The sequence below is a fragment of the Paractinoplanes deccanensis genome (genome assembly GCF_016862115.1).
GTDB classification, from domain to species: domain Bacteria; phylum Actinomycetota; class Actinomycetes; order Mycobacteriales; family Micromonosporaceae; genus Actinoplanes; species Actinoplanes deccanensis.
Window position 1 is genome coordinate 144330 of record NZ_BOMI01000033.1, and the last position, 20806, is coordinate 165135.

General features: G+C 67.4%; 54 protein-coding genes. 31 read left to right on the top strand and 23 right to left on the bottom strand.

What is annotated here, in order from left to right:
* Window positions 1-123 precede the first annotated feature (123 nt).
* The 3 genes from imuA' (at window position 124) to Ade02nite_RS10325 (ending at window position 1573) form a co-directional block, all read left to right on the top strand.
* Window positions 124-999: a DnaE2-dependent mutagenesis accessory factor ImuA' gene (gene imuA', locus Ade02nite_RS10315; RefSeq protein WP_203761348.1), complete on the top strand. Its 876-nt coding sequence runs from the start codon at window positions 124-126 to the stop codon at window positions 997-999.
* Window positions 1000-1044: 45 nt separating this feature from the next.
* Window positions 1045-1302 carry a hypothetical protein gene (locus Ade02nite_RS10320; RefSeq protein WP_203761349.1) on the top strand — a complete coding sequence of 86 codons (258 nt, stop codon included), beginning with the start codon at window positions 1045-1047 and terminating at the stop codon, window positions 1300-1302.
* Window positions 1303-1366: 64 nt separating this feature from the next.
* Complete coding sequence (locus Ade02nite_RS10325) at window positions 1367-1573, top strand: hypothetical protein (RefSeq protein WP_203761350.1); 207 nt, start codon at window positions 1367-1369, stop codon at window positions 1571-1573.
* Window positions 1574-1608: 35 nt separating this feature from the next.
* Here the strand turns inward: Ade02nite_RS10325 and Ade02nite_RS10330 are convergent, their stop codons facing one another.
* The 20 genes from Ade02nite_RS10330 to Ade02nite_RS10425 all read right to left on the bottom strand — a co-directional run bounded on the left by Ade02nite_RS10330 (window position 1609) and on the right by Ade02nite_RS10425 (window position 8097).
* Window positions 1609-2208 (bottom strand): hypothetical protein, encoded by a 600-nt coding sequence (locus Ade02nite_RS10330; RefSeq protein WP_203761351.1) that lies wholly within the window; start codon window positions 2206-2208, stop codon window positions 1609-1611.
* Complete coding sequence (locus tag Ade02nite_RS10335) at window positions 2208-2576, bottom strand: hypothetical protein (RefSeq protein WP_203761352.1); 369 nt, start codon at window positions 2574-2576, stop codon at window positions 2208-2210. Before Ade02nite_RS10335 ends, Ade02nite_RS10330 begins: the two co-directional genes overlap by 1 nt.
* An 8-nt stretch (window positions 2577-2584) precedes the next feature.
* Window positions 2585-2893 (bottom strand): hypothetical protein, encoded by a 309-nt coding sequence (locus tag Ade02nite_RS10340; protein ID WP_203761353.1) that lies wholly within the window; start codon window positions 2891-2893, stop codon window positions 2585-2587.
* A gap of 142 nt (window positions 2894-3035) precedes the next feature.
* Window positions 3036-3251, bottom strand: coding sequence for a hypothetical protein (locus tag Ade02nite_RS10345; RefSeq protein WP_203761354.1), 216 nt, complete (start codon window positions 3249-3251; stop codon window positions 3036-3038).
* Window positions 3251-3535, bottom strand: a complete 285-nt coding sequence (locus Ade02nite_RS10350; RefSeq protein ID WP_203761355.1) for a hypothetical protein — start codon at window positions 3533-3535, stop codon at window positions 3251-3253. Before Ade02nite_RS10350 ends, Ade02nite_RS10345 begins: the two co-directional genes overlap by 1 nt.
* Entirely contained in the window at window positions 3535-3723 is a 189-nt protein-coding gene (locus Ade02nite_RS10355; protein ID WP_203761356.1) for a hypothetical protein, read from the bottom strand. The genes Ade02nite_RS10350 and Ade02nite_RS10355 overlap by 1 nt, the downstream gene beginning before the upstream one ends.
* A complete protein-coding gene (locus tag Ade02nite_RS10360; RefSeq protein WP_203761357.1) occupies window positions 3720-4061 on the bottom strand; it encodes a hypothetical protein in 342 nt (113 codons plus the stop codon). The genes Ade02nite_RS10355 and Ade02nite_RS10360 overlap by 4 nt, the downstream gene beginning before the upstream one ends.
* Window positions 4061-4339, bottom strand: a complete 279-nt coding sequence (locus Ade02nite_RS10365; protein WP_203761358.1) for a hypothetical protein — start codon at window positions 4337-4339, stop codon at window positions 4061-4063. The genes Ade02nite_RS10360 and Ade02nite_RS10365 overlap by 1 nt, the downstream gene beginning before the upstream one ends.
* Window positions 4339-4638 carry a hypothetical protein gene (locus tag Ade02nite_RS10370; protein ID WP_203761359.1) on the bottom strand — a complete coding sequence of 100 codons (300 nt, stop codon included), beginning with the start codon at window positions 4636-4638 and terminating at the stop codon, window positions 4339-4341. Before Ade02nite_RS10370 ends, Ade02nite_RS10365 begins: the two co-directional genes overlap by 1 nt.
* The gene (locus Ade02nite_RS10375) at window positions 4638-4886 is read right to left on the bottom strand and encodes a hypothetical protein (RefSeq protein ID WP_203761360.1); all 249 of its coding nucleotides are present in this window, start codon (window positions 4884-4886) and stop codon (window positions 4638-4640) included. Before Ade02nite_RS10375 ends, Ade02nite_RS10370 begins: the two co-directional genes overlap by 1 nt.
* Window positions 4886-5158, bottom strand: coding sequence for a hypothetical protein (locus Ade02nite_RS10380; RefSeq protein ID WP_203761361.1), 273 nt, complete (start codon window positions 5156-5158; stop codon window positions 4886-4888). The genes Ade02nite_RS10375 and Ade02nite_RS10380 overlap by 1 nt, the downstream gene beginning before the upstream one ends.
* Window positions 5158-5400, bottom strand: coding sequence for a hypothetical protein (locus tag Ade02nite_RS10385; protein ID WP_203761362.1), 243 nt, complete (start codon window positions 5398-5400; stop codon window positions 5158-5160). The genes Ade02nite_RS10380 and Ade02nite_RS10385 overlap by 1 nt, the downstream gene beginning before the upstream one ends.
* Window positions 5400-5702 (bottom strand): hypothetical protein, encoded by a 303-nt coding sequence (locus Ade02nite_RS10390; protein WP_203761363.1) that lies wholly within the window; start codon window positions 5700-5702, stop codon window positions 5400-5402. Before Ade02nite_RS10390 ends, Ade02nite_RS10385 begins: the two co-directional genes overlap by 1 nt.
* Window positions 5703-5791: 89 nt before the next feature.
* A complete protein-coding gene (locus tag Ade02nite_RS10395) occupies window positions 5792-6052 on the bottom strand; it encodes a hypothetical protein (protein WP_203761364.1) in 261 nt (86 codons plus the stop codon).
* On the bottom strand, window positions 6049-6465 hold the full coding sequence (locus Ade02nite_RS10400) for a hypothetical protein (RefSeq protein ID WP_203761365.1): 417 nt from the start codon (window positions 6463-6465) through the stop codon (window positions 6049-6051). The genes Ade02nite_RS10395 and Ade02nite_RS10400 overlap by 4 nt, the downstream gene beginning before the upstream one ends.
* The gene (locus Ade02nite_RS10405; RefSeq protein ID WP_203761366.1) at window positions 6462-6773 is read right to left on the bottom strand and encodes a hypothetical protein; all 312 of its coding nucleotides are present in this window, start codon (window positions 6771-6773) and stop codon (window positions 6462-6464) included. The genes Ade02nite_RS10400 and Ade02nite_RS10405 overlap by 4 nt, the downstream gene beginning before the upstream one ends.
* Entirely contained in the window at window positions 6770-6931 is a 162-nt protein-coding gene (locus Ade02nite_RS10410) for a hypothetical protein (RefSeq protein WP_203761367.1), read from the bottom strand. The genes Ade02nite_RS10405 and Ade02nite_RS10410 overlap by 4 nt, the downstream gene beginning before the upstream one ends.
* A complete protein-coding gene (locus Ade02nite_RS10415) occupies window positions 6928-7173 on the bottom strand; it encodes a hypothetical protein (RefSeq protein ID WP_203761368.1) in 246 nt (81 codons plus the stop codon). The genes Ade02nite_RS10410 and Ade02nite_RS10415 overlap by 4 nt, the downstream gene beginning before the upstream one ends.
* Window positions 7170-7670 carry a hypothetical protein gene (locus tag Ade02nite_RS10420; RefSeq protein WP_203761369.1) on the bottom strand — a complete coding sequence of 167 codons (501 nt, stop codon included), beginning with the start codon at window positions 7668-7670 and terminating at the stop codon, window positions 7170-7172. Before Ade02nite_RS10420 ends, Ade02nite_RS10415 begins: the two co-directional genes overlap by 4 nt.
* A gap of 190 nt (window positions 7671-7860) precedes the next feature.
* Complete coding sequence (locus tag Ade02nite_RS10425; protein WP_203761370.1) at window positions 7861-8097, bottom strand: hypothetical protein; 237 nt, start codon at window positions 8095-8097, stop codon at window positions 7861-7863.
* Window positions 8098-8383: 286 nt separating this feature from the next.
* On the opposite strand from Ade02nite_RS10425, the gene Ade02nite_RS10430 reads away from it, so the two are divergent.
* The 17 genes from Ade02nite_RS10430 to Ade02nite_RS10510 all read left to right on the top strand — a co-directional run bounded on the left by Ade02nite_RS10430 (window position 8384) and on the right by Ade02nite_RS10510 (window position 16371).
* Entirely contained in the window at window positions 8384-8698 is a 315-nt protein-coding gene (locus Ade02nite_RS10430) for a hypothetical protein (protein WP_203761371.1), read from the top strand.
* The gene (locus Ade02nite_RS10435; protein ID WP_203761372.1) at window positions 8695-10062 is read left to right on the top strand and encodes an AAA family ATPase; all 1368 of its coding nucleotides are present in this window, start codon (window positions 8695-8697) and stop codon (window positions 10060-10062) included. The genes Ade02nite_RS10430 and Ade02nite_RS10435 overlap by 4 nt, the downstream gene beginning before the upstream one ends.
* Window positions 10063-10447: 385 nt before the next feature.
* The gene (locus tag Ade02nite_RS10440; protein ID WP_203761373.1) at window positions 10448-10765 is read left to right on the top strand and encodes a hypothetical protein; all 318 of its coding nucleotides are present in this window, start codon (window positions 10448-10450) and stop codon (window positions 10763-10765) included.
* 137 nt (window positions 10766-10902) lie between these two features.
* Window positions 10903-11292 (top strand): hypothetical protein, encoded by a 390-nt coding sequence (locus Ade02nite_RS10445; RefSeq protein WP_203761374.1) that lies wholly within the window; start codon window positions 10903-10905, stop codon window positions 11290-11292.
* Between the two features lie 48 nt (window positions 11293-11340).
* Window positions 11341-11670: a hypothetical protein gene (locus Ade02nite_RS10450; RefSeq protein WP_203761375.1), complete on the top strand. Its 330-nt coding sequence runs from the start codon at window positions 11341-11343 to the stop codon at window positions 11668-11670.
* 22 nt (window positions 11671-11692) lie between these two features.
* Window positions 11693-12046: a hypothetical protein gene (locus Ade02nite_RS10455; RefSeq protein ID WP_203761376.1), complete on the top strand. Its 354-nt coding sequence runs from the start codon at window positions 11693-11695 to the stop codon at window positions 12044-12046.
* Between the two features lie 33 nt (window positions 12047-12079).
* Complete coding sequence (locus tag Ade02nite_RS10460; protein WP_203761377.1) at window positions 12080-12463, top strand: hypothetical protein; 384 nt, start codon at window positions 12080-12082, stop codon at window positions 12461-12463.
* A gap of 184 nt (window positions 12464-12647) precedes the next feature.
* Complete coding sequence (locus tag Ade02nite_RS10465; protein ID WP_203761378.1) at window positions 12648-12824, top strand: hypothetical protein; 177 nt, start codon at window positions 12648-12650, stop codon at window positions 12822-12824.
* Entirely contained in the window at window positions 12821-13297 is a 477-nt protein-coding gene (locus Ade02nite_RS10470; RefSeq protein WP_203761379.1) for a DUF6292 family protein, read from the top strand. The genes Ade02nite_RS10465 and Ade02nite_RS10470 overlap by 4 nt, the downstream gene beginning before the upstream one ends.
* Complete coding sequence (locus Ade02nite_RS10475) at window positions 13294-13755, top strand: AAA family ATPase (protein WP_203761380.1); 462 nt, start codon at window positions 13294-13296, stop codon at window positions 13753-13755. Before Ade02nite_RS10470 ends, Ade02nite_RS10475 begins: the two co-directional genes overlap by 4 nt.
* Window positions 13752-13970 carry a hypothetical protein gene (locus Ade02nite_RS10480; RefSeq protein WP_203761381.1) on the top strand — a complete coding sequence of 73 codons (219 nt, stop codon included), beginning with the start codon at window positions 13752-13754 and terminating at the stop codon, window positions 13968-13970. The genes Ade02nite_RS10475 and Ade02nite_RS10480 overlap by 4 nt, the downstream gene beginning before the upstream one ends.
* Window positions 13967-14176, top strand: a complete 210-nt coding sequence (locus Ade02nite_RS10485) for a hypothetical protein (RefSeq protein ID WP_203761382.1) — start codon at window positions 13967-13969, stop codon at window positions 14174-14176. Before Ade02nite_RS10480 ends, Ade02nite_RS10485 begins: the two co-directional genes overlap by 4 nt.
* The gene (locus Ade02nite_RS10490; RefSeq protein ID WP_203761383.1) at window positions 14173-14490 is read left to right on the top strand and encodes a helix-turn-helix domain-containing protein; all 318 of its coding nucleotides are present in this window, start codon (window positions 14173-14175) and stop codon (window positions 14488-14490) included. The genes Ade02nite_RS10485 and Ade02nite_RS10490 overlap by 4 nt, the downstream gene beginning before the upstream one ends.
* A gap of 9 nt (window positions 14491-14499) precedes the next feature.
* The gene (locus tag Ade02nite_RS10495) at window positions 14500-14976 is read left to right on the top strand and encodes a hypothetical protein (protein ID WP_203761384.1); all 477 of its coding nucleotides are present in this window, start codon (window positions 14500-14502) and stop codon (window positions 14974-14976) included.
* Complete coding sequence (locus tag Ade02nite_RS10500) at window positions 14977-15630, top strand: hypothetical protein (protein ID WP_203761385.1); 654 nt, start codon at window positions 14977-14979, stop codon at window positions 15628-15630.
* On the top strand, window positions 15627-16097 hold the full coding sequence (locus Ade02nite_RS10505; protein WP_203761386.1) for a hypothetical protein: 471 nt from the start codon (window positions 15627-15629) through the stop codon (window positions 16095-16097). The genes Ade02nite_RS10500 and Ade02nite_RS10505 overlap by 4 nt, the downstream gene beginning before the upstream one ends.
* Before the next feature lie 4 nt (window positions 16098-16101).
* Window positions 16102-16371, top strand: a complete 270-nt coding sequence (locus tag Ade02nite_RS10510) for a hypothetical protein (protein WP_203761387.1) — start codon at window positions 16102-16104, stop codon at window positions 16369-16371.
* A 57-nt stretch (window positions 16372-16428) separates the two neighbouring features.
* Here Ade02nite_RS10510 and Ade02nite_RS10515 read toward each other — a convergent pair whose 3' ends face one another.
* Genes Ade02nite_RS10515 through Ade02nite_RS10525 form a run of 3 tightly spaced genes read right to left on the bottom strand, consistent with a single transcriptional unit; the run spans window position 16429 to window position 17512 of the window.
* Window positions 16429-16821 carry a helix-turn-helix domain-containing protein gene (locus Ade02nite_RS10515; RefSeq protein WP_203761388.1) on the bottom strand — a complete coding sequence of 131 codons (393 nt, stop codon included), beginning with the start codon at window positions 16819-16821 and terminating at the stop codon, window positions 16429-16431.
* Complete coding sequence (locus Ade02nite_RS10520; RefSeq protein WP_203761389.1) at window positions 16814-17284, bottom strand: GIY-YIG nuclease family protein; 471 nt, start codon at window positions 17282-17284, stop codon at window positions 16814-16816. The genes Ade02nite_RS10515 and Ade02nite_RS10520 overlap by 8 nt, the downstream gene beginning before the upstream one ends.
* 39 nt (window positions 17285-17323) lie before the next feature.
* The gene (locus Ade02nite_RS10525; RefSeq protein ID WP_203761390.1) at window positions 17324-17512 is read right to left on the bottom strand and encodes a type II toxin-antitoxin system Phd/YefM family antitoxin; all 189 of its coding nucleotides are present in this window, start codon (window positions 17510-17512) and stop codon (window positions 17324-17326) included.
* Between the two features lie 76 nt (window positions 17513-17588).
* On the opposite strand from Ade02nite_RS10525, the gene Ade02nite_RS10530 reads away from it, so the two are divergent.
* The 11 genes from Ade02nite_RS10530 to Ade02nite_RS10580 are packed head-to-tail and all read left to right on the top strand — an operon-like array spanning window position 17589 to window position 20791.
* Complete coding sequence (locus Ade02nite_RS10530) at window positions 17589-17768, top strand: hypothetical protein (RefSeq protein ID WP_203761391.1); 180 nt, start codon at window positions 17589-17591, stop codon at window positions 17766-17768.
* Window positions 17768-18058 carry a hypothetical protein gene (locus tag Ade02nite_RS10535; RefSeq protein ID WP_203761392.1) on the top strand — a complete coding sequence of 97 codons (291 nt, stop codon included), beginning with the start codon at window positions 17768-17770 and terminating at the stop codon, window positions 18056-18058. The genes Ade02nite_RS10530 and Ade02nite_RS10535 overlap by 1 nt, the downstream gene beginning before the upstream one ends.
* Window positions 18058-18246 (top strand): hypothetical protein, encoded by a 189-nt coding sequence (locus tag Ade02nite_RS10540; protein WP_203761393.1) that lies wholly within the window; start codon window positions 18058-18060, stop codon window positions 18244-18246. Before Ade02nite_RS10535 ends, Ade02nite_RS10540 begins: the two co-directional genes overlap by 1 nt.
* Window positions 18243-18461 (top strand): hypothetical protein, encoded by a 219-nt coding sequence (locus Ade02nite_RS10545; protein ID WP_203761394.1) that lies wholly within the window; start codon window positions 18243-18245, stop codon window positions 18459-18461. The genes Ade02nite_RS10540 and Ade02nite_RS10545 overlap by 4 nt, the downstream gene beginning before the upstream one ends.
* Window positions 18461-18643 carry a hypothetical protein gene (locus Ade02nite_RS10550; RefSeq protein ID WP_203761395.1) on the top strand — a complete coding sequence of 61 codons (183 nt, stop codon included), beginning with the start codon at window positions 18461-18463 and terminating at the stop codon, window positions 18641-18643. Before Ade02nite_RS10545 ends, Ade02nite_RS10550 begins: the two co-directional genes overlap by 1 nt.
* Entirely contained in the window at window positions 18643-18999 is a 357-nt protein-coding gene (locus Ade02nite_RS10555; RefSeq protein WP_203761396.1) for a hypothetical protein, read from the top strand. The genes Ade02nite_RS10550 and Ade02nite_RS10555 overlap by 1 nt, the downstream gene beginning before the upstream one ends.
* Entirely contained in the window at window positions 18996-19457 is a 462-nt protein-coding gene (locus Ade02nite_RS10560) for an HD domain-containing protein (RefSeq protein ID WP_203761397.1), read from the top strand. The genes Ade02nite_RS10555 and Ade02nite_RS10560 overlap by 4 nt, the downstream gene beginning before the upstream one ends.
* Window positions 19454-19843, top strand: a complete 390-nt coding sequence (locus tag Ade02nite_RS10565; protein WP_203761398.1) for a hypothetical protein — start codon at window positions 19454-19456, stop codon at window positions 19841-19843. Before Ade02nite_RS10560 ends, Ade02nite_RS10565 begins: the two co-directional genes overlap by 4 nt.
* Window positions 19840-20118, top strand: a complete 279-nt coding sequence (locus Ade02nite_RS10570; protein ID WP_203761399.1) for a hypothetical protein — start codon at window positions 19840-19842, stop codon at window positions 20116-20118. Before Ade02nite_RS10565 ends, Ade02nite_RS10570 begins: the two co-directional genes overlap by 4 nt.
* Entirely contained in the window at window positions 20115-20510 is a 396-nt protein-coding gene (locus tag Ade02nite_RS10575; RefSeq protein WP_203761400.1) for a hypothetical protein, read from the top strand. Before Ade02nite_RS10570 ends, Ade02nite_RS10575 begins: the two co-directional genes overlap by 4 nt.
* Window positions 20507-20791 (top strand): hypothetical protein, encoded by a 285-nt coding sequence (locus Ade02nite_RS10580; RefSeq protein ID WP_203761401.1) that lies wholly within the window; start codon window positions 20507-20509, stop codon window positions 20789-20791. The genes Ade02nite_RS10575 and Ade02nite_RS10580 overlap by 4 nt, the downstream gene beginning before the upstream one ends.
* Window positions 20792-20806: the final 15 nt, after the last annotated feature.

Below are 20806 nucleotides of genomic sequence, written 5' to 3' on the forward strand. Positions count from 1 at the left end.
GCGACGTGGACTGCTATCGTCACCTTATCGAACACCCGTTCGAATCGGTGTCCCCGCGAAGGCGCCGAGACCGCACCAGGCCTGCGCCTTCCCCCGTGGCCGCGAACCGCGAGGGAGGAAGCTGTGGCCGAACGCCGTCCCTGGGCAGGAGCGATCAGCTCCCCCGACGACGTGCGCCGTGTCCTCGACGCCGTCAACCGCGACGGGCTCACCCGCGCGAACACGACAGCCCTTGCCGAAGTCATCAGGCCCGCCGAACAAACCGAGGTCGGGCCGGACGCCTCCAAGCTGCTGCCCGCCCCACCCGGCCTGGCCCCGCTGCTCCCCTGGCCCGGCCTGCGCCGCGGCGCCACCATCGCCGTCACCGGCTCGGCCAGCGTGCTCATGCAGCTGCTCGCCGCCGGCATGCGCGACGGCGGCTGGGCGGCCGTGGTCGGCTGCCCCACGTTCGGGGTGCTCGCCGCGGCGGAGGCCGGCGTGCCCGTCGACCGGCTCGCCCTCATCCACGATCCCGGCCCGGACTGGCCCACGGTGGTCGCCGCCTTGCTCGACGGGGTGGATCTGGTCGTGGTCGGCAACACCGGCCCGGTCGCCGAGAAAACCATCCGCGGGCTACAGGCGCGGGCCCGGCAGCGCGGCGCCGTCTTGCTCAGCTTCGCACCGACTTCGCAGCCGACCTGGCCCGGATGCGATGTGGCGATGTCGGTGACATCGCGACGGTGGGCGGGTCTCGAGCGGGGCCGGGGACGCCTCAAACGGCAAACCTTGGACCTGGCCGCCACCGGCCGCGGCAAGGCCGCCCGGGGCAGCAAAGCCACCATCACCGTGGGCGTACCCGTCACGCCGCTGGTCATCCCGCCGCCGCCCGCCGGCCAGCATGCCGAGCCGACCACCCGCGAGTCGCCGCTGTGGCGCACCGTCGAACCCAATAACCCGCCCGCCGACGCATGGGCGGATCTGCAACCACCGGCACTGGCAGCGCGCAAGCGGAAGGTGTGAGCGCCGAGTGAGCGCCGCCCTTGACCGGAATGCGAGGCTGGCTGCATGGACGACTACGACACCGACGGCGAGCTCGGTGTGCGCATGCACGACGTCATCGACGCCACCCGGGATCCGCTGAGCACCCGCGGCTACGACCCCGCCGGCATCCGCGACGGCTGGGCGGTTTCCAGCCGCTGCGACACGTGCGGCGGGTTGCTCGAGTGGGCCGGTTCGATCGCCGATCCGGTGGTGGGCCGGTACGTGCACATCGCCCCTGAAGCCGACCACCGGCCCGCTCTCAGGCTGGTTGAGCAGCGGTAAATCCCACGGTGGTAGTTCACCCGTCAACTGCCTGGCGCCCGGATCCCGGCCTACCGTCGGCAGCATGCGGATCATCGGTGCGATGGAGACACCCGACGGGCGGTGGCGGGTTGAGGTCGTCGCGCGCGGTGGCGGCCGACGCGAATACCAGATCCGCCACGACGGGGTGCTGATCGAATACCTGGCGATCGCGTCGGTGCAGCGGATCCTCGGCGAGGCGGGCGTGGACATGGCGGACCTGGTTGAGGTGCCTGTTCAGGGCGCCGCGTAGTCCCGCCCACCTGGATTTCGTTGAGGTGACTCAAGTTAATCGTCAACTGCATCGACCCGGTCCGCGATTGCCTTAAGCAGCTCGGACAGCAGGCGGTTTTTGACGTACGCCTCGAAATCGTCCGCTACGGACACCAGGCTGGCTGCAAGCCGCTCGCGTTCCTTGTCCCATTCGTCTAGCGCGGCGGGGGACTCTGGCCGCGCCTGGAGGTGCGCGTAGTGCGCGGCATTTACGTCGATCTGGCGTTGCTCGAACTCGGTCCCGGCACGAACCTCTAGGTACCAGTTCATACCCGACAGCTTCTGCCAGTACGGCAGCGTGCCGGGGGAAAGTAAGGCGAAACGGTGCTTGAATGCCCTCAGTCGGTTTGGGTGGAACTGGATCTCATGAAGGAAGTCGTCGTCAACGAGGTCGACGATCTCGCGGAGGATCTGCACCTCGAACTGGCGCCGGCGTTCGCGCGCCACCGACTTGCGAGCTTTGGTTGCGTCGCGCTGGGCACGAACGGCGAATCCGATGGCGATGACGGCTCCGATGCCGCCTGCAACGTCGGCCCAGCCGAAGAACCATTCCCAGATGCCGCTGGGTGGTTTTGCCGCAACGATCGTGCCGCAAGCACAGAAGAAAGCCTCCATCAGCGGCCTGTCCTGCCCGGCAGCCGCCACCCCAACAGCACCTGCACCCACCGGGCCGGGCCACGCAGCGGATTCAGCCGCCGCTCGAGCTCCCCATTCTGCGCCTCCCGCAGCGACGCCACCGCCGCGGTCAGACCGCGGCGCAGGTGCTCACACAGCTCGCAGCCGCCGGCGCAGTCCCGGCGATGCGCTTGAGCCGCCCGGGTCAGCGAGGCCTCCATCATCCCGGTGTAGGCGCCCTGCCGGTAACCCCACTGTGCGGGCATGCCAGCCTGATAGTCGCGGACCGACGCCTCCGTGATGCCGTAGCTGGCGGCCACGCGGACCGTGGTGTCGAGGGCCTGCTGCATGAACTCAAGGTCGTCCACGGTGCCCCTCAGCGGGCGCGGCCGCGGTCGATGGTCTCCCGCTTCAGCGTCCTCAGCCCGGCGAGGGTGGTGGCCAGCCCGGAGCGGACGGCGTCGCAGGTGCGGCAGTCCGGGCGCCGGCATTCGGCCTGATGTTCCCCGGCGATCGCCACGATCGTGCCGAGCACGCTGGACGCGGCGAACGCGTTGCGCTCCTGCCAGTCGAGGCCGGCGAGGGTCTTCGCGCCTGCGTCGAGCTCGGCGGGGGTGACGCCGTACAGGTCGGCGGTGGCGTCGGTGCGGGCGATGGTCAGGTTGAGGGCGTCAACGGCGTTCACGGGCACTCCTTGCGATCGGTGGATCACTAAGGACGGTGCCATGCGCGCTGAGCTGCATCTATGGGGTGAACGACCGACCCGAACCCCGTGCGCCACGATCTTGTTCCCCTGAACGGTCAGGTGACCTCATCCGAACGGCCGATCAGGCTCCCCGTAGCCAGTCCATGGTGCCTTCCGGCGTCTTCGACCAATTCGTGCAGCCGCAGAGCCCACACAGCCGCTCGATGCCGGCAGCCGAGCTGTAGTGCCGGAAGACGGGGTGGTCGCAGCTGCTGCACAGCCTCGACTCGTCCTTGGCGTCCTGGATGCGCTGCCAATCGTCGCGGGCACCACCGGTACGACGTTCGTCGTCGTACATCACAACGCCTCCAGGTACGCCTTGGCGCAGCCGGCGCACACGGCCTGCTCGGACACGCTACGGGCCTGCTCGTTACGGGCCAGCAGCCGCATCACCGTGTCACGTGAGATCTCAGCCTTCACGTCCCAGCCGCGACGCAAGTCCAGCCCGCACAGGGCGGCGTGGTCGTCGGGGATGCCGCCGTTCGGGCGCGGACCCTCCTTGCCGACCGCACGGATGTGCCAGCGGGTGCCGGTCTGGAAGGACGGCTCGGCGAAGCTGTAGGCGGTCTGCGTCTTCGGCATCAGTACCCCTCCCGCACCACGGTCGTCTTGCCCTCGGTGAACAGCTCATCGATGTACCAGTCGCCGAAGAAGCCGCCGTTCGTACCCCGCCACTGGGCGGTCCGCGTCGGATGGGTCTTGATGAACGCGTGCTTGTTGTTGGCGACCACGCTGCCGTCGGGCAGGTCGGCGGCCTTGATGTCGTTCATTGCGCCTCCTCGGCGATTCGCACGTACACGGCCACGATCTCGTCGAGCCGGTCGGACGGCCATGCGTTCGCTCGGCCCTCAGGCATGTCCGCCAATCCTGCCTCGGTGTAGAGGCGCCGCCCGAGCGTGGTGGGAGTCAGGTCCGGCCACCGCCCGGCGACCAGATTCAGCTGGGCGGCACGGGCAGCGTGCGTGTCGATCGCCAGCAGCGACCCGAAGTGCCGGGCCATCTGATGATCGCGCAGGTCCGCGTCGCTGGCGTCGGCCTCAACAGAGTTCTTCAGGATGGCCACCACGTGGACGGTCAGCAGGTCGGCGGCCTTGATTCCCGTGGTCATCAGGCGCTCTCCTTCGCGTCCGCGTAGTCGGCGATCCGCCGGGCGAGCGTGGCATCGTCGGCCTGGCCGAGGAAGTAGCCGCCTTTCAGCGTGGAGCCGGCGTACCCGCTGTTCCTGCCCTCGATGTTCTCGATGCGGCCGAGCACCTGACCGTCACGCAGGACGTAGGTGGCGACAACGCCGAGCACGTGGGCGGTGACCATCGTGCAGCCGTCCGGGGTGGACGAGTCGACGCCCTCCCACATGATGCGTTCGTGCTTCAAGATGCCGGGGATCATCAGGCCGCCTTCCGGTTGAAGTAGCTGTCGAACCAGGCGTTCAGCTCAGCCCACATCACAGCCTCGTCGCGACCGTTCGCCTCCCAGCGGTCCCGCAACTGAGTGCCGTGGGCGCCGGAGCCATCCTCGTGGCATGCACCATCGATCACCGGGCAGAACCCGGCCGGCGGCGGCATGTTGCGCAGCCGCTTACTGGAGTGGATGCGGATGCAGGCGGGCGACACCTCGAACGTGACCGCCCGGCCCGGCTCCGACAGCACGAACACCCCGGCCGTCTCGTCGTAACGCTTGGTGCGCATCAGGCTGCCTCCGCCCGCTCACGGATGAAGCGCCGCAGCTCGTCGGCGCCGAGCTCGACCGACGGCCACACCCGCCCCGCCCGGTACTCGATCTCGCAGGCCAGCACGTACAGCACACCCTTGTCGGTGAGCTCGTCCAGGTAGGCGGACGCCGCGGCTCGGGTCGCCGGATCGTGCAGCGCGTCGAGGACATGGTTGACGCCGTTGACAGACAGGCTGATGGACTCTGGCTTCGTCCAGGTGGTCATCAGATCCCCTCCGTGTCGTCGAACTTCTCCCGGTAGGCGGCGTCTGCTGCAGCGAGCCACCGCTCGCCCGCCTCGGTCAGCCTGTAGTAGTCGTCCTGGCCGTTGATCTGCTGCGTCGGGGTGACGAAGTGCGGGGCGATCAGCCCTTCGACGACCATCTCGCCGAGCACGTCATCAGTCATGATCTCGCCCGCATTTTCAGGCCCGAACGTCCACTGACGGTCTTGCGCTCGGCGGGCGTAGGCGACTCGCTCCGGCGTGGCTTCCAGCATCAGATCTCCTTCCATTCGCCGTAAGTAACCTGCCGGGACACCGCCCGGTACGCCACCACGGAACCCTCGCCAGAGGGCGCCTTCTCGCGTCGCAGCAGCTCCAACTGCTGCACCTCCACGTACTTCAGCCCGTCCGCCTCGCCGTCGAACAGGTCATCGAAGTAGCGCTTCTCCCCGTCGCCGTAGGTGTGCTCCACCGCCCACTGGGTGACGGTGCCGACCGGCTCGTTGTGCCATGTCATCAGGCATCGTCCCCAGCCAGGGAGGAATTGAGGTCGGCGGCTATCCGACCAGCGTTCGCCTTCACGTATGCGGCGAGGGTCATGCCGGCGTAGTCAGCGCTCTCCACCAGATCGGTACGCGACATCAGCAGCCGCCTGATAGTCGACCCCTCCCTGAACACCCCACCAACGGCGGCCTGCGTTACGAGCCTGATGCCTTCAGTGGTATCCACCAGGACGTCGTGCGGCTCGCGAACCTTCGCCGGATCGACGGACAGGCCGCGGATGTGGTCGGCGGTGACGCGGTGCGGATCGATAGGCATCACGGGTCTCCTTCGTCGTTGCCGTTCAGTGTCTTTGATGGCCGCCGCGCCGCAAGGGCGGGAACCGGCACGCGGCGGCCGGGCAAGGGTCAGTCCCCGATGGCGATCAGGTGCAGGTCTTCGCCGGCCACCCGGATCGCCGCCCACTGCTCGTTGGGTCCGATCCGGTGCCCGAACGGTTCCGGCTCCAGCCGCACATCAGGAGCTGCCATCAACTCCCGCAGCCCGGCGTCGACCTCTTCGCGGTCCAGGTACATCAGGGCGGCTCGGACATCCACCAGGCTCACGTATTCGCCGGGCGTGCCGGACAGGCTGCGGTACGCGTCGCGGATCTCGTCGGCGGCGGTCACAGCCCCTCCTCGGAGGCGATTGGGGTGGCTCGGTACCGCACCACGCGGTCGCCGGCCGGGAAGTCGAACAGGTTGTTGCGCCGCCTACCGCCGCGGCGCCGCACGTCGTCGTGCAGCCGCTCCCACGTGGTGGTGCCGAGCAGCCGCGGCGCGTCGTCGGGCCGGCCGTCCACGACCTCCCACATCTCCACCCGGCACAGCCCTTCCTCGGCGAGCGCATCCCACGGCAGGTGGTGCGGGTGCTGCTGGCCGGGCAGGGCAACCAGCGCCCACCCGTCGGAGGCGACACCGGTCAAGGTGCCCACCTCGCCCAGCGGCAGGACGCGGACAGGAAGCTGGACGGTGCGGGCGAGCTCGTCGGCCTTCACCGGGTCGGCGGCGGCCATGTCGCGGATCATGTCGAAGCGGCTCACAGCTGCTCCCTTCGACAGCATGCGGCCGGTTGCAGCAGCCTGCGAGCCACCTTCGCGATCAACCCGTAGCGGGTGTCATGCCGGAACGCCACCGCCTTCGACTGTTCCCAGCGGGCCACCCAGTCCCGGCCCTCCGCGCGGATGCGGACGGCCGGAACCCCCTGACCTTCCTTGTAGAGGGTGGTGATCCCGCCGGCTCCGCCCATACGCAGGCCGTGACAGACGTTGTCGCGGAAGATCCAGCGCTCGCCGTCGGGGGCGTTGTAGAGGCCGACATCGCCCTGCTCGTCGAGGACGCTGTTGCTCATGTCGCCACCTCCTCGGCGTAGATCTCGGTCGGGTCGTTGTCGGTCAGCCGGTTCGCCATCTCCGCGGCGGCTTCCTCGGCTTCGCGGCGGGTGGCGTAGGTGGGCTCGTGCCGGATGATGCCGGTCAGGGTCTTCTCGACCACCTGGAAGCGGGTCACGGCTGGAACCCCTCGTTCACGACCCGGTACCGGCGCACCGTCTCGTCGGGCTGAGGCGCGTCGAACAGGTCGTAGGCGAGGCGGGTGCCGCCGGCCACGGCGATGCTGTCGATGAAGTCGGCCCACGGCATCGTGCCGTGATCCCGCTCGTCGCGGGTGATGAACTCGTCGCGAGTGTCGGCGACGACGATGAACGATTTGACGGTGCAGTTACCTTCGCGGGGGCCACCAAGGTTGGTCATGCCGCGACCTCCTCGTTCTCGATGGCGGCCAGGCCGCGCGCGTTGAGCCGGATCTGGGTGTATTTCTGGCCGGGCCGGTGGCCGTCGGGCTGGTCGGCGTAGCCGCGCCGCACGATGGCCCGCAGCATGGTCCACGGCTGGCCGGGCAGCAGGGTGACGACACCGTTGCGGTGAGCGCGAACCCGGGCCAGTTCGGCCGCAGTGAGCGGCTTGGTGTGGACGCGGGACCGGGTGGGCTGCACGCGGGAGGTCTGCCGGTAGTCGGCCAGGGAGGTCGGCTTCGCGTCGTGCTCGGCCTTGTACATCTCGGCGTAGCCGCGGGCGATCAGGCGGGCCTCAGCCTCGGTGGGGTAGCTGCCGCAGTTGTCCTCGATGCGGTCGGTGCCGTTGTAGACGGTCACCGCGTAGGCGTCGTGGTTGACCCACTTGAGCTTGATGATGACGCTCCCGACCTGGTAGGCGATCTCATCCTCGATCTGGCTAAGCTGCTTAATCACTGATCGGCTCCTGGTTGAGTCAGGTGTCGGTTGGTGGCGGTGGGGTGTTGACGCACCCTGTTCGCCTTGGCCCCGTTCCGCTGTTGACGCAGTAGGCGGGGCCTTCTTACTGCCTTGCTTGTAGCTCTTACTTCCACAAGGTTACGCGCACGGAGCTACTGAGGCAATGATTTCTACAAGGTTTTTTAGGTCAGGAAGACGTGCGCGGACGGCCGCCGCCGGCACCCTGACCAGGTCGGGCCGCAGCCCACGCCAGCAGCTCGTCACGCCGACTCGGATGCCACCACGGGGCGCGCCCGATCGTGCCGTCGGGCTTCGGGAAGGGGTGCTTCTCGTACCGGCCGCCCTCGCGGGATTCGGTCAGGTACGTGGAGATGGACTTCGGCTTGAGCCCGAGCAGTTGCGCCACGGCGTCGCGGTTCAGCACCGGAAGCTCCTGCCCACCCATGCCCGCGATCCCCTAACTGTGTGGCTCTTGCTGCCACCACCGTAGGGCACGGGCGTTCCGTATCCCATGATCGCCTCGCAATCTTTGTGGAACTTCATTTTGATGGACTCGACTTCCACAAGGTATAGCAGTAGCATTAAGTTCCACAAGGTTGATGCGCATGGCGGCAAACAGAACCCACCACGGAAGCAGAAGAAACGCCGCCTGAAACGACGAACGCCGGGGTCTCGACCACCCCGGCGCCGTGTATCCCGAAGGACGACTGATGCCCCAAGAGTACGAGAACGACGAGCCCGTGTACACATCGGCCGCCGATGCTCTGCGCCATCAGCAGACATTCAATCGCGCCGAAGTCGCCTGGCTCATGGCGCTCGCCGGACAGTGGGGCTACGAGGCGCGCGTCGACGAGGAGAACGCCACTTGGCCCCCACCGAAGGTGTTCACGCTGGGCAGATGGTTCGACCAACCCATTGAGCGCCGCAAGGCCGACGCCACCGCCCGACTCCCCCGTCCCGGCGACCACAAGGGCGGACCCGCCGCCACGTGGGGCGACGACGACAGCATGCAGGCCGCCGCGTGAGCGAGCTCTACGACGAGGAGCTGTGGCAGCCCGGCTGGGACGAGACCCCCGAAAGCTTCCGGGCGCAGCTCGAACTCGTCACCGAGCAGCGGCACAAACGCGAGTTCGTCATAGCGGTCGCCGACGCGGTGGTGCGCACCCGTGTCCGCGACGAGGCGAAACGCATCACCGACGCCGAGAAGGTCGACGAAGCGCCCATCCCCGAACCGACCGGGCTGTCCGCGCTGCTCGTCGAAGACGACGACGTCGAGGCGTGGCGCATGGACGGGCTGTGGCCGGCGAACGGCAACGTCCTGCTGGCCGCCGGGGCGAAGTCCGGCAAGACCACCACGGTCGGCAACGTTGTGCGCTGCCTCGCCGACGGCGACCGGTTCCTCAACGCCTACGCCGTGGAGAAGCTACTGCCCGGCGAAACCGTGGCGATCCTCGACTACGAGATGCCCCGCCGCAAAGTCCGGCAGTGGCTGCTGGAGCAGAACATTGAGAACCCGGACCGGGTGGTGGTGTGGACCGAGCGGGGCCGGGCCACCCAGTTCGACGTCCGCAACGACGCCGTACGGGTGAAGTGGGTTGCCCGCCTGCACGAAGCCAATGTCAAGGTGTGGGTCATCGACTGCCTGTCCCCCATCCTGTCCGCCTGCGGCATCGAGGAGAACGACAACACCGCTGTCGGCGCCATCCTCGATGGCATCAACACCGTGGCGGTCGCCGCGGGCGTCCAGGAGGTGCTATTGGTGCATCACATGGGCCACGGCGCCGAACGCTCCCGGGGCGCGTCCCGACTGGTCGGCTGGCCTGACGTGAACTGGCGGCTGATCCGGCCGAAGGACGAGAAGAACCCGAACGCCGAACCTGACCCGGAAGGGCCGCGTTACTTCGCCGCGAACGGCCGCGATGTGGACGTGCGGGAAGGCCGGCTGGTGTTCAACGACGCCAACCGGCACCTGCTGTACATGGAGGGCGGCCGGAAACGTGACGAGCTGACCACGAACATCGGCAAGCTGCTGGTGTGGGTGCGCGAGAACCCGGACGTCAGCGGGCGGCAGATCGAGGCTCGCATGAAGGAACTCGCGGTGGGCCGGGAGGCGGCACGCCGTGCGTTGAAAGCGGCGGTGTCCAAGGGCTACCTCGTCGAGCGGGATCTGGGCGGCCGGAAGATGGGCCATACGATCACCACGTCGGGCCGGATGCAGATCATGGGCATGGCCGACACCCCCGCCACCGACGACGAGATCCTGTCCGGTATTGCGGGCGCTGAAGACATTCCCTGCCCGACTGAGGGGTGCGGCTACCACATTCAGCCGGCCGAACAGGCTGACGGGCGCCGGGTGTGCAGCCTGTGCCGTCAGGAGCAGGCGGCGTGAGCAAGGTGCGCGGGCAGAGCGTGCGCGGGCGTGCGCGGGTCCGGACCCGCGCACTCTCTCAGACCCCGATTTGGGCCACGTTTCCACAGGTCAGATGTCCCTTTTGAGAGTGCGCGGTTGCCCCCGCGCACTCTTTCGGCATAACCGCAGGTCAAGGCGGGTGCGGCGTGCGCGGCTCTCTAAGAAGCCGCGCACCCGCGCACTCTCAGGTGCGCGGGCCAGAAAGCGCGCACGCTCACCCCTCTTCTCGGTGCGCCTTTGACCTTGTAACCCTCACGAGAAGATCACCCATACCTAACTCTGGCTACTTTGTAGAAATTGTGGACACAAGCCAGGCGGCCGAGTAACCTTGTGGAAGTCAGGACGACAAGGAATGGAGCCCTCAATGCGCACGAAGATCCGCACCTCGCAGACCCTCAAGCCCGGCATGGTCGTCCGCGCCACCGGCCAGGACTCCTTCGGCCTCGACCTGACCACCTACCGGCAGGTCGAGAAGGTGTACGCGGTCCGCGCCTACTCCTCGGCGGTCGTCCACTTCACCGACGGCACCCGCGCCAACGTCGGCTACAGCCGCGAGTTCCAGGTCGCCCGCAACAAGGCGCAGCGCAACGCGGCGATCCGCCGGGCCGCAACCCCGCAGCCGACCCGCGCCGGCATCTTCGACGTCATGACGCGCCTGCTGGGCGCCTACGCCGCCGCCTGAGATGAGATAGCCGTGATCACTGTGCACCTAACCCAAGGAAGCGGAGAAAGCCGTGCGAAACGGCATCACGTCTATGACGGTGATGCGGCTCGGGAGAACGCGCGTCGGGCCTACCTTGCCGCGTTCGGAGGCCAGTCGTGAGCAGCGGCTACGACGACCTTGATTCGGTCCTTCAGCGGCTTGCTCGTCAGAGCATCATCGACCACGCCATGCAGCCGGGCGGCATCGACGCGTGGGCGCAGGTGGACCGCAAGATTCCCGGTGAGCACGGCTGGGTGATTATTCCGCGAGAGGATGCCAGCGGCTATGCCCCCGGCGCGCAGGTCCTTCATGACGCCACGATTGTTGAGGCGGAACGGCTGCTGCGCGGCAACCGCACCCTGGCTGAACTGAAGTGCACGCCGGAATTCATCGGCCAAGTCGATGCCGTTCTCGGCGCCGGCGACGCGCGCATCACCGACTTCGACCCGAAGCTTGCCGCTGACATCGTGCAGATCGGCCTGTTCGGCTCGATCTGGTACGCGTGACCGCCTGACCGACACGAGAGCCCCGAACCGCAACTACAAGGAGCCGCTATGACCACCACGCTGATCACCGTCATGAACTGCGACTTCCCCACCTGCGAAGCGCAGGCGCCGAAGAACAGCGGCGGGAAGTGGATGCTGCATCGGCCGGACGGCTGGACCGACGCCATCCAGACTCACGGCTGCCCCGAGCACGGCGACCTGATCGCCGCCCACCAGGCCAAAATCACCTCCGGCACGCGAGGCCGTGGCGCCCGCGAAAAGACGACCTGGTACCTGACCTGCTCCTGCGAATGGCGGCCTACGCCGAACTGGCAGACCTACAACGCCGACTGGCTCAGGAAGGCGCACCTTGCCCATGTGCACGAGCAGACCGCCTGACCTTCAACGAACGGAGCAAGACATGACCACTCCAGCAATCACCCTGACCAAGGGCGAGTTCAACCAGTTCTGGGCCACCGTCCTCGGCAAAGACTGGTTCATCGACGAGTGGGACGGCGACGACCACACCGCCGAGAATGGCCCCGACAGCGCGACACTCACCCTCACCGTGCTCGAACGCGGATGGCAGGGCAGCAGCGACCCGCGCACGAACGAGTACCTGACGCGGCGAGACCTCGACACCAACGACACGCTGCCGGTGTTGCGGCGCTGGCTGGACCGCCAGGAGATGCGAACCGTCTCGGCGTTCATCCCCGCGTCCGCGCTAGGGGAGTTCGAGGCGTTCGTCGGTCGCGTCGGCGGACAGCTCGGCTGACCCCGCTGCGCCTTCGACCTTGAAAGGACGACTATGACCGACCTCACCCCCGGCTCCTCCGTCACCTATCGCCCCTACGGCATGCCCGCCACCTACCTCGGCGCCGACGACAACCGCATGGCCCGCATCCGCTACTACGACGCCACCGAGACCGTCGTCCACCCCGACACCCTCGACGTCTGGCCGTACCCGGTCATCCTCGTCCCCCGCGCCGAGGTTCGCCGTGTCCACACCGACCACGGCAGCCCGTCGTTCCCACAGATCGACGGTGACGGTGTCACGGAGGTCGGCTGGGTACGGCGGCTCGCCAGCGACTACCGCGAGCTCGCCGAGGACAGCGACCAGGCCCTGCACTTGACCGCTCTCGCCGACGACCTGGACGAGCTGGCCGACCGGTACGACAAGGTTGCGGCGTGAATACCTGTGCCGGCTGCATTGGCCGCGGAACAGGCGACGTGTGCCGCATGTGCGACCAGCCGATCCTGGAGCGAATGCGCCTCGGGCCGGACATGCCTGGGCGGCAGGGAAACCCGGCACTGGACGGCTGGGCGTTCAACCTCGCCCTTGAACTCCTGATGGAACCCAAACGAGAGGAAGCCCGATGATCGACAAGAACACCTGCGGCGACGACTGCATCGAGTGCAACCCGGGCGCTGCCCACCTCGGCGAGGGCATGACCATCGAGCCCGAGAAGTGGACGCCGATCGACGACAACGGCACCGAGATCTACGTCTACGGTGACCGGTCCGTCGATATCGTGGTCAGGTTGCCGGCATGACCAAAATGACCGACCTCTACCCGGACGGCGCCGGCTACCACCAAGCCCACGACCCGTACATCGCCGCAGTCGCGAAGGCGGTTGCCGCGGTCGGCTACCCGGTGGACGACTGGTCCGCCGAGCCCAACGACCCGCGTGACGGCTACATCGGCCTCAACGTGGACTTACTGAGCGAGACCAGCACAAAGGCGATCTGGACCAACGAGGAAGTCAACCTCGCCTGGACGGAGGACCGCGGCTGGGCATTGGTAACGGTCACCGAATCGCATCGCAGCGACGGCCGGTTCGTGTACGACCTGCCCGTGGCCCGTGTGGCGTCCCCTTCGACGATGGCGTTCGCGCTGGCCGAACAGGTCGGCGACGACGTGACCGTGCAGCCGGACAACCATCCGGACCTGGACTTCGACCACAGCTTCGAGGACGACGACGTGCCGTTCGAGCTGGCGCTGCGGCACTACGCGGAGAAGCCGTGAGCACCCTGCATCTGACGATCGGTCTGCCCGGCGCGGGTAAGACCACCTACGCCCGCCGCTGGGTGGCCGAGAACCCCGCAACTCGTTCCCGCTGCAACCGTGATGACCTCGGCAAGCTGATGCACGGCAAGCGCTTCTACGGCGACGAGACTCTGTACGGACCCACCGAAGATGCGATCACCGAGGCGCAGCACGCCATGGTCCTGGAGTTGCTGAGTTCCGGTCGGGACGTGATCGTGGACGACACCAACCTGGACGTCGAGCGACGGCAGCGGCTGGTCGACGCCGCCGTGGCCATCGGTGCCAAGGTGGAGATCGTCGACATGTGCAGCGTGCCGCTGGAGACGGTGCTCGAGCGCAACGCCCGCCGGGACTCGTCTACCGGGTTTGTGCCCGAGCAGGTCATCCGGGACATGTGGGAGCGGTACGTCGCCGAAAAGGCCGAGGTGGCGCCGTGACCTACCGCATCGAAACCGACTTCATCCGGGATGAGGTCCGTCGCATGCACACCATCCAAGGCGTCACCGACGACGAGGCGAACGCTGGCCGTCGCGCTTACCAGAACCGCGAGGGTGACGGCATCACGTTCGTGGAGAACGCGACCGGCACGACGTGGTTCTACTTCTGGCACGAGGTGACCGACGTGCGCTTCATCCCTGAGGAGGCGTCATGACCGTAGTCAAGCGCCACCCTGACGGCTGGACTACCGAGCAGATCAACGAGATCAGCGACAGGATCCGGGACTGGTTCGACGAAAACGACCCAGACGTGTCCCGCCTTCTGTTCAACTCTGACCTGTCCGAGATTGCCATGCTGGTGTGGCCGTACGCCTACCGGGCGGGCCGTGAGGGCGAACTGGCCGTGTGGAGCGAGCGGTGACCCGCCGCCTACGCGCCCTCAGCGCCCCGCTGCCGCCCCAACCCACAGCGGTGGAGGTGTGCGCCGATTTTGAGCCGTACCGGCTGGTTCAGGCCCGTCAGATGCATGGCTGGACCCGCAAGGACTTGTCCGTGGCGTCCGGGCTCACCCCGCAGCAGATCTGCTGGTTCGAGGTCGGCGTGCTCACTCCGAAGGCGTACGAGTTGGAGCGGATCGCCGAGGCCACTGGAACATTGGTGGCGTTCTTCAAACGGGGCCGGCCAATGGCGGTGCTCGACGCTTCCAGTCTGTTCATGTGCACCATCGACCGATAGGAGACCGACATGGGCATGAATGTTGACGCGACCCTCGCCTACGGCTACGACCTGGGCACCGACGAAGATCCGAAGTTCGCGGAGAAGGGCGAGTACGGCCAGCCCGAACTGCCGTGGTTCGACAGCGAAGCCGAAGACGACGACGAGGGCGAGAAGGGCTTCGTCGAGCAGATGTTCAACCACCTGTACGCGCAGATCGACAACCCGCCGCCGGCCGAGTACGACTTCCAGCGGCAGAAGATCGCCGAAGAGCATTACGGCATCGGCGTGCAGCATTCGGGCAGCCACGAGTACACGGGCTACATCCTGACCGTGCCGGACATTCAGGAATCGGTCGACTGGTCCGACACGCTGGCGCTCGACCCCGCTGTGATCAGCGAGCCACGACCGGAGTGGGACGCGAGACTCGCTACCGTGATTCGCATCCTCGGGATCACCCCGACGCAGGACGGCCTGAAGTGGCTCGTCTTCCCAAGCTACGGCTGAGTGGACACGATGAACCTGCCCCGCGAGGACGCCTACTGCCCTGCCTGCCCCGACCCGGACACGGCGTTCCGGATCGAGGACGTCGGCATGAGGCTCAACCACGAATGCCTGGACCCGGGCGCAGGCTCCCTGCGCATCACGGTGAGCCGTCCCGCGTGGGAGCCGATCATGCTCGCCCACCTCGAGACCGAGGACGACGAGGCGCACCGGCGGCTGTACAACCAGTGCGTGGCCGCGCTGACGGCGGCCGGCATGACAGCTGAGGAGTCGGCGCGGCAACAGGTGCAAGCCACGGTCGACTCGGTGCGGCGGTCGATGGGCGCCCCCCTTCAGCCGATCCAGCCGCCTGTACCGGCCCTTCCGGACCGCAAGGTCATCCAATGCAACTACGTCGAGGCCACCAACGTCGCCGCCGAGGGTGCCCGCGCGTTCGTGGTGCGCCTGAACCGGGGCAACGGCAACGATCGCATCATGGTGCTGGTCTACTCGCGTGGTCACCGCTGGGTGGATAAGTGGGAGAACGTGCGCCGGCTCGGCAACTTCCGGGCGAAGACGCTGCCGCCGGAGCATCCGCTGTACAGACGGGCGCAGGGGTGGGAGAAGCCCGAGTTCGCCGGTGGCCTGCTGACTCAGCGTGGAGGAGTGGCGCCGTGACCGCACCACCGACCGCCGCTGACATGCTCGCCGAGATCCGCGATATGGCGGCAACGCTGCCCACCCGATGCCCGACCACCCTGCGGGCCGGTCCGGGCGTCCTGGACGAGCTGAGGCGGCTCCCCCGGCCGGCTGACGTCCCGCCCGGCGGGCAGCTTCCCATGGGCATGCGCGTCGTCGAGGACGACGGCTACCCGATCGGCGTGTGGCGGATCTTCGACCAGTGGGACGACGAGCTCTCCGCCGGGGTGCTGCCACTGCCTGGCGCTACCGTTCGGGTGAAGCTCGACGACGGCACCGACAAGGAGATGCGGGTGATGACCGTCAGGCGCGACGAGGCGGGCCGGATCACCGAGTACACGGTGGCTGATTCGGCGCTGGTCGACGAGATCGAGAGCGGGGCGAGGTGGCTGGACCGGTGGTCGCCTTTGCAGCCGAGCACACCGCAGTGGCGGATGAAAGGATGACTCAATGAGCGACGATCCCCAGCACCCATCGCCCGTCAGGCAGTGGCCTGCGCCGGACGGCCCGCGTCAGGTCTGGATGCTCGACCTCGACGAGGACGACCGGCCCATACTGGCGCATGCGGTGGCCGGCACCGAGCGGGGAGGACAGGTCACGATCACTGCATGCGGGAGGCGTGAGACCGCCGAGTCGCACCCGCGCGGCTGGTGGAATCTTCGGCCCGGCGAGCTGCCCCTGGCTGACCATGCAATCCACTGCTCTCCGCAACGCCACTAGCCGTTCTTGCGCGGCCGGCCCCGGTTCCTCGGCAGCTTGAACGGCCCCTTCTCCTGGTCATCGCTCAGCGGATGAGTCAGGCGGCGCGCTTTCACGCTGACGGAACCGTGCGAACGCAAGCACCTCGTCCGCCAATGTCGGCGATACCTCCGGGTCAATCAAGAGTGTGACGACCTGCTCGGTGATCGGATCAAGCACCCGTACGGGTGCTGCCATTTCCTCGGCGGTGACGTAGCCGAGCAATACGGGCAGACTCCTCGGGTCGAGGCCGAGCGCGTCAAACAGGGCGCGAGCGATTGGCGGTTTGGTGGCCGTCTTGGCGTTCTCGCAGCGGTTGATGGTGGGAACGGACGTGCCGGCTGCTGCGGCGAGTTCGGCTTGTGTCCAGCCGCGCTGGTTGCGGGCTTCGCGGATTGCTTGACCGAGGCGTATCGCCCCCTCGTCAGGCACGGCGACCGTCCTCGGAATTCCGTTCGTAGTCCCGGCGCCGGGGCATCGGTGACTTGGGCCGCTTGAGGAACGCCGCCCACAGCTGCCGGGTGACCTCGGACCGCCTGTTGTCGCCGACCACCTGCCCGAGCTCGGTCCACAGCCCGTCGTCGTCGGCACCCGCGATTGTTGCACGTGGACGATGCCGGTTCAGGCTTCGCGCCGCCTTGACCGAGCCATGGGGGTGCCTGCGCGGTCGATTCGGTGACCCTGCGATGTTGTAGCGAGGTTCGCCAGTCTTAATCACTCGGTCCTCCTCTTCGGCAGCCATAACGCGGTCGGGAAGCCAGTCAACAACCGTGCGCGTCATATCGACCTCGGGCCACCAAGGCTTCTCCCGTGCATGGTCGTACCAGCGGCTTTCTGGGACAACAGCGATTCCGACGTAGAGGAAAGCACCCTCGCTGTCGTAAAGCCTGTACACGGCTGTTGGCAGATGTTCGAGTGGATGTGCTCGCAACGACTACTCCTGGGTCTCCTCAAGCGCGTCATCGGCGATAGAGAGCGGGACCACGGCGGCGATCCGCCGGCCTCTGCTGGTGATGTAGGTGACCTTCCCGGCGGCAGCGTCGTAGAGCAGGTCGGCGAATTTCTCCCGAGCCTCCCGGACGCTCTTGTCGCTGGTCGTCTTCACCTTGTCCCTCTTGCCCATGACACGGATGCTATCTGCTGTCCATAAGAGTACACTGGTGTACACGAAGCGATCATTCCCGCAGCTAGGAGCACCCATGACCCCAGACGAGAGTGCCGTCATCGAAGCGGCAAAGGCGTACTACTACGACTGCGACAGCACCGCCGCGCACAACGAGCTGATGGATGCCGTCCGCACCCTCGAAGAGCCGGAGTCGACGTTCGCCGTCTACTACCGCAAGCAGCGGGCAAGCCGGCTAGCCGAGGTGGACGCCTGATGAGCACAGGAACCTGCGAACACCAGCTCAAGGTGCGCCTGCTCGGCGCCGACCCGCGCCTCTGGCAGTGCAGCACCGCTGAGACCGTCAGCGTCGTCGGATGCGGCGCCCTCTTCGTAGAGGGACGCTCCTGGCGCGCCGAGCCGAAGTGGATCCCGACCAGCGCTACCTCCGCGACCGACTTCGCCTGCGCCGCCTGCCTCGACGGCAAATGCACGTCCGTCGACGTACAGCCGTGCCGCGAGTGCGGCACGGGCAGCACCCGAGCGTCGGCCGAGGTGAGTGCCTGATGCCCGAGCCCACCTTCACCAAGGGCCAGCGCGTCTACCACCGCCAGCTCAAAAGGTTCGGCACTTACGTCGAGAAGTCCTGGACCAGCGGGGAAAGCATCGTCGATTTCGACACCGACGACGACTACGAGGACTGCCTGCGCATTACTACCGCCCAGCTCGTCCCGGCCGAGGAGGCCGGCCGATGAGCTTCGCTTTCGTGTGCGCCAAGGAAGATGAGCAAGGCCCCAACCGCACCCACCAAACCTCCATCGTCATGAGCCGCTGCCCGCACTGCGGCAAGCACGCGGTCGCCGGGTACTGGTGCGAGGAGGAAGGCTGCGAACACCAGGATGTCGACCCGGACGACGAGCTCACCGGCCATGGTGAGGGCAAGTGCGAGCTGACCGAGGTGAACGCCTGATGGACGCCGCGGCCAAACTCGATGAGCTGCGCACCTTCCTGGCCGACCTCGCTGACGAGCTCGCCGAGGACAGCTCCGGCGACTGGGGCGAGAAGCGAGACGCAATCGGCGTCGGATGGGAGCGAGCCTGCCACCACTACGCCGCTGAGATCCGCAAGAAGCTGGCCGAGGTGAGCGCCTGATGACCGCCCGCCTGCTCGGCCTCAACGATGAACCGCAGGAGTCCGGCGCTGTCGTCGCCGTCCACTGGGGCGACTACCGACGGCAGGAGATCTGGGTGAACAGCGGCGCCAGCGTGGGGACCTGGTTCCCGCTGGGCGGTGAGTTCTGGGTGGTCTGGGACCGCCAGCGCATGCCCGCCGGAGTCACCAAGCAACACCCCGACTGGCACGACGTGTGCGCCCGCGGCCCCGTGACGCTGCTGGTCGGCGCGGACTCCGACGCCTACGTGCAGGGCTGGCGGGCCGGCCGCCGTGGCCTGTGGCAGCAGATGGAAGACGTGGCCAGCGAAGACCCGAGAGAGGCGGTCCGCCAATGAAGTACCACACCCCCACCGTCGCCGACGCTGACGCCTTCGCCGAGGTCGCCCACTTCGGCCAGGTCGACAAGGCCGGGCTGCCCTACATCAACCACCCGCGCACCGTCGCGGAGATCCTGGCGGCGAAGGGCTACGGCGACAACGCCGTCATGGCCGGGCTGCTGCACGACGTCGTGGAAGACACCGATGTCACCCTTGACGACCTGCGGGCACTCGGCTACCCGGAGGAGGTTGTACGGGCTGTCGACTCGGTGACCCGCCGCAAGGGCGAAAGCTACATGGACCTGATCCGCCGGGCCGCCGCGGACCCAATCGGTCGGGTGGTGAAGCTGGCGGATGTGACCACCAACGGCGACCCGGAACGGCTGGCACTGCTGACCGCCGAGGAACGGGAGTGGTTCACGTACAAGTACGCGAAGGCGCGGAAGGTGCTGCTCGGCGAGGGGGGCGACCAGTGAACTACCTGCCCTCTGTAACCCAGATGCCGCTCGAAGTCGGCCAGCAGCTCACCTTCGCCGGCGACCCGCACCCGTGGACGGTGAAAGCGATCAGCGAGAACTTCGCGGCGCTGACCCGTCCGGTTGTTGCCGACGACTGCGACGACTACCGGCGGGAAGACTGGGCTGAGTTTCACAGCGGCGACCTGGAAGACGGGACGCTCTACACCGTCCTTGACTGGAGAAACGGAGTCCGCGGTCCGTGCAACCTGGTCGGCCAGGGCTGGGGCGACGGCACCTACACGGAGGCCGAGTGCGCGGCGATGCTGGCCGAGTTCGAGTCCGGCGAGCTGGAGGTGTCGCACCGCAACCGGGTGCGCATCAAGTTCGGGGAGGTGGCGTGGTGAGCGTCCGAGACCGGTTCCTGCCCGGACACGGACACGCACACCACCGCGCCCGCCTGGTGGTGTGCGGGTACGGCGACTGGTGGGATTTCCTTTACGCCCAACGCGACGACGCCTGCCCGCAGCATGGCTACGAGGCGAGCCGCCTGCCCGACGAAGGCACCACCGTCACCGGCCCGTGCCGGGGTTGCGGCGCGGAGGCGATCGTCGAGGAGTACGGGCAGGAGCGACACGACCGCAGTGACCTGCGCTGTCCTCGATGCAAGGAGACCCGATGAGCGTCACTACGAACGATCACCACTGCTGGATCGTCACCCTGGCCGACGGCAGCCCGACCGGCTTCGAGGACAGCGAACCCCACTACGCCAGCGAAGACGAAGCCCGCAAGTTCGCCAAGGACATCACCTACCCCAACGATCCGCCGCCGATCGTCAAGCGGCTCGACCACCTCTGCTCGTCGGCGACCACCGTGTGCGGCTACCGCTACGACGAGGACGACGAAGGTGTCCAGCACTGGCCCGACGGTGCGGAGGCGTTCCAGGCGTGGCTGGTGGAGAACGCCGAATACCGGCTCGGCGCCGAGGGCGAACTGCTGTGCCCGGCCGTGCACGACTGCAATGAATGCGACGCCATCGTGCTGCGACAGCACGAGGCAGGGCTGATCGCGTGATGACCGAGCAGCCCGCAATCGTTCTCGTGCGCGGCGTCGTCTACAAGCTGCTGAACCGGTCGAACCTGCCGATCTCGAAGCCGAAGTTCAAGTACTACCGGATGTCGGTGCCGCCCGATGCGATGCCGAGCGTGCGGTCGAAGTGGCCGGCTGCCTACGCCGTCAATCGGCTACCGGCCCATGAGGTGATCGACGAGGCGAAGGCGCGGGAGGTGGTGGACGCCGCCATGAACCGTTGGCGTTCGGTCTTCAAAGCCAACCAAGCGGCGGCCAAGTCGTGACCGAGCCGCCAGTCT

Excerpts from the sequence above, each read along its gene's own strand:
- Ade02nite_RS10320 (WP_203761349.1), top strand. The coding sequence starts at position 1,045 with ATGGACGACTACGACACCGACGGCGAGCTCGGTGTGCGCATGCACGAC.
- Ade02nite_RS10325 (WP_203761350.1), top strand. The coding sequence starts at position 1,367 with ATGCGGATCATCGGTGCGATGGAGACACCCGACGGGCGGTGGCGGGTT.
- Ade02nite_RS10330 (WP_203761351.1), bottom strand. The coding sequence starts at position 2,208 with ATGGAGGCTTTCTTCTGTGCTTGCGGCACGATCGTTGCGGCAAAACCA.
- Ade02nite_RS10345 (WP_203761354.1), bottom strand. The coding sequence starts at position 3,251 with ATGTACGACGACGAACGTCGTACCGGTGGTGCCCGCGACGATTGGCAG.
- Ade02nite_RS10350 (WP_203761355.1), bottom strand. The coding sequence starts at position 3,535 with ATGCCGAAGACGCAGACCGCCTACAGCTTCGCCGAGCCGTCCTTCCAG.
- Ade02nite_RS10355 (WP_203761356.1), bottom strand. The coding sequence starts at position 3,723 with ATGAACGACATCAAGGCCGCCGACCTGCCCGACGGCAGCGTGGTCGCC.
- Ade02nite_RS10360 (WP_203761357.1), bottom strand. The coding sequence starts at position 4,061 with ATGACCACGGGAATCAAGGCCGCCGACCTGCTGACCGTCCACGTGGTG.
- Ade02nite_RS10365 (WP_203761358.1), bottom strand. The coding sequence starts at position 4,339 with ATGATCCCCGGCATCTTGAAGCACGAACGCATCATGTGGGAGGGCGTC.
- Ade02nite_RS10370 (WP_203761359.1), bottom strand. The coding sequence starts at position 4,638 with ATGCGCACCAAGCGTTACGACGAGACGGCCGGGGTGTTCGTGCTGTCG.
- Ade02nite_RS10375 (WP_203761360.1), bottom strand. The coding sequence starts at position 4,886 with ATGACCACCTGGACGAAGCCAGAGTCCATCAGCCTGTCTGTCAACGGC.
- Ade02nite_RS10380 (WP_203761361.1), bottom strand. The coding sequence starts at position 5,158 with ATGCTGGAAGCCACGCCGGAGCGAGTCGCCTACGCCCGCCGAGCGCAA.
- Ade02nite_RS10385 (WP_203761362.1), bottom strand. The coding sequence starts at position 5,400 with ATGACATGGCACAACGAGCCGGTCGGCACCGTCACCCAGTGGGCGGTG.
- Ade02nite_RS10390 (WP_203761363.1), bottom strand. The coding sequence starts at position 5,702 with ATGCCTATCGATCCGCACCGCGTCACCGCCGACCACATCCGCGGCCTG.
- Ade02nite_RS10405 (WP_203761366.1), bottom strand. The coding sequence starts at position 6,773 with ATGAGCAACAGCGTCCTCGACGAGCAGGGCGATGTCGGCCTCTACAAC.
- Ade02nite_RS10415 (WP_203761368.1), bottom strand. The coding sequence starts at position 7,173 with ATGACCAACCTTGGTGGCCCCCGCGAAGGTAACTGCACCGTCAAATCG.
- Ade02nite_RS10430 (WP_203761371.1), top strand. The coding sequence starts at position 8,384 with ATGCCCCAAGAGTACGAGAACGACGAGCCCGTGTACACATCGGCCGCC.
- Ade02nite_RS10440 (WP_203761373.1), top strand. The coding sequence starts at position 10,448 with ATGCGCACGAAGATCCGCACCTCGCAGACCCTCAAGCCCGGCATGGTC.
- Ade02nite_RS10450 (WP_203761375.1), top strand. The coding sequence starts at position 11,341 with ATGACCACCACGCTGATCACCGTCATGAACTGCGACTTCCCCACCTGC.
- Ade02nite_RS10455 (WP_203761376.1), top strand. The coding sequence starts at position 11,693 with ATGACCACTCCAGCAATCACCCTGACCAAGGGCGAGTTCAACCAGTTC.
- Ade02nite_RS10460 (WP_203761377.1), top strand. The coding sequence starts at position 12,080 with ATGACCGACCTCACCCCCGGCTCCTCCGTCACCTATCGCCCCTACGGC.
- Ade02nite_RS10465 (WP_203761378.1), top strand. The coding sequence starts at position 12,648 with ATGATCGACAAGAACACCTGCGGCGACGACTGCATCGAGTGCAACCCG.
- Ade02nite_RS10470 (WP_203761379.1), top strand. The coding sequence starts at position 12,821 with ATGACCAAAATGACCGACCTCTACCCGGACGGCGCCGGCTACCACCAA.
- Ade02nite_RS10485 (WP_203761382.1), top strand. The coding sequence starts at position 13,967 with ATGACCGTAGTCAAGCGCCACCCTGACGGCTGGACTACCGAGCAGATC.
- Ade02nite_RS10495 (WP_203761384.1), top strand. The coding sequence starts at position 14,500 with ATGGGCATGAATGTTGACGCGACCCTCGCCTACGGCTACGACCTGGGC.
- Ade02nite_RS10510 (WP_203761387.1), top strand. The coding sequence starts at position 16,102 with ATGAGCGACGATCCCCAGCACCCATCGCCCGTCAGGCAGTGGCCTGCG.
- Ade02nite_RS10525 (WP_203761390.1), bottom strand. The coding sequence starts at position 17,512 with ATGGGCAAGAGGGACAAGGTGAAGACGACCAGCGACAAGAGCGTCCGG.
- Ade02nite_RS10530 (WP_203761391.1), top strand. The coding sequence starts at position 17,589 with ATGACCCCAGACGAGAGTGCCGTCATCGAAGCGGCAAAGGCGTACTAC.
- Ade02nite_RS10535 (WP_203761392.1), top strand. The coding sequence starts at position 17,768 with ATGAGCACAGGAACCTGCGAACACCAGCTCAAGGTGCGCCTGCTCGGC.
- Ade02nite_RS10540 (WP_203761393.1), top strand. The coding sequence starts at position 18,058 with ATGCCCGAGCCCACCTTCACCAAGGGCCAGCGCGTCTACCACCGCCAG.
- Ade02nite_RS10545 (WP_203761394.1), top strand. The coding sequence starts at position 18,243 with ATGAGCTTCGCTTTCGTGTGCGCCAAGGAAGATGAGCAAGGCCCCAAC.
- Ade02nite_RS10550 (WP_203761395.1), top strand. The coding sequence starts at position 18,461 with ATGGACGCCGCGGCCAAACTCGATGAGCTGCGCACCTTCCTGGCCGAC.
- Ade02nite_RS10555 (WP_203761396.1), top strand. The coding sequence starts at position 18,643 with ATGACCGCCCGCCTGCTCGGCCTCAACGATGAACCGCAGGAGTCCGGC.
- Ade02nite_RS10560 (WP_203761397.1), top strand. The coding sequence starts at position 18,996 with ATGAAGTACCACACCCCCACCGTCGCCGACGCTGACGCCTTCGCCGAG.
- Ade02nite_RS10575 (WP_203761400.1), top strand. The coding sequence starts at position 20,115 with ATGAGCGTCACTACGAACGATCACCACTGCTGGATCGTCACCCTGGCC.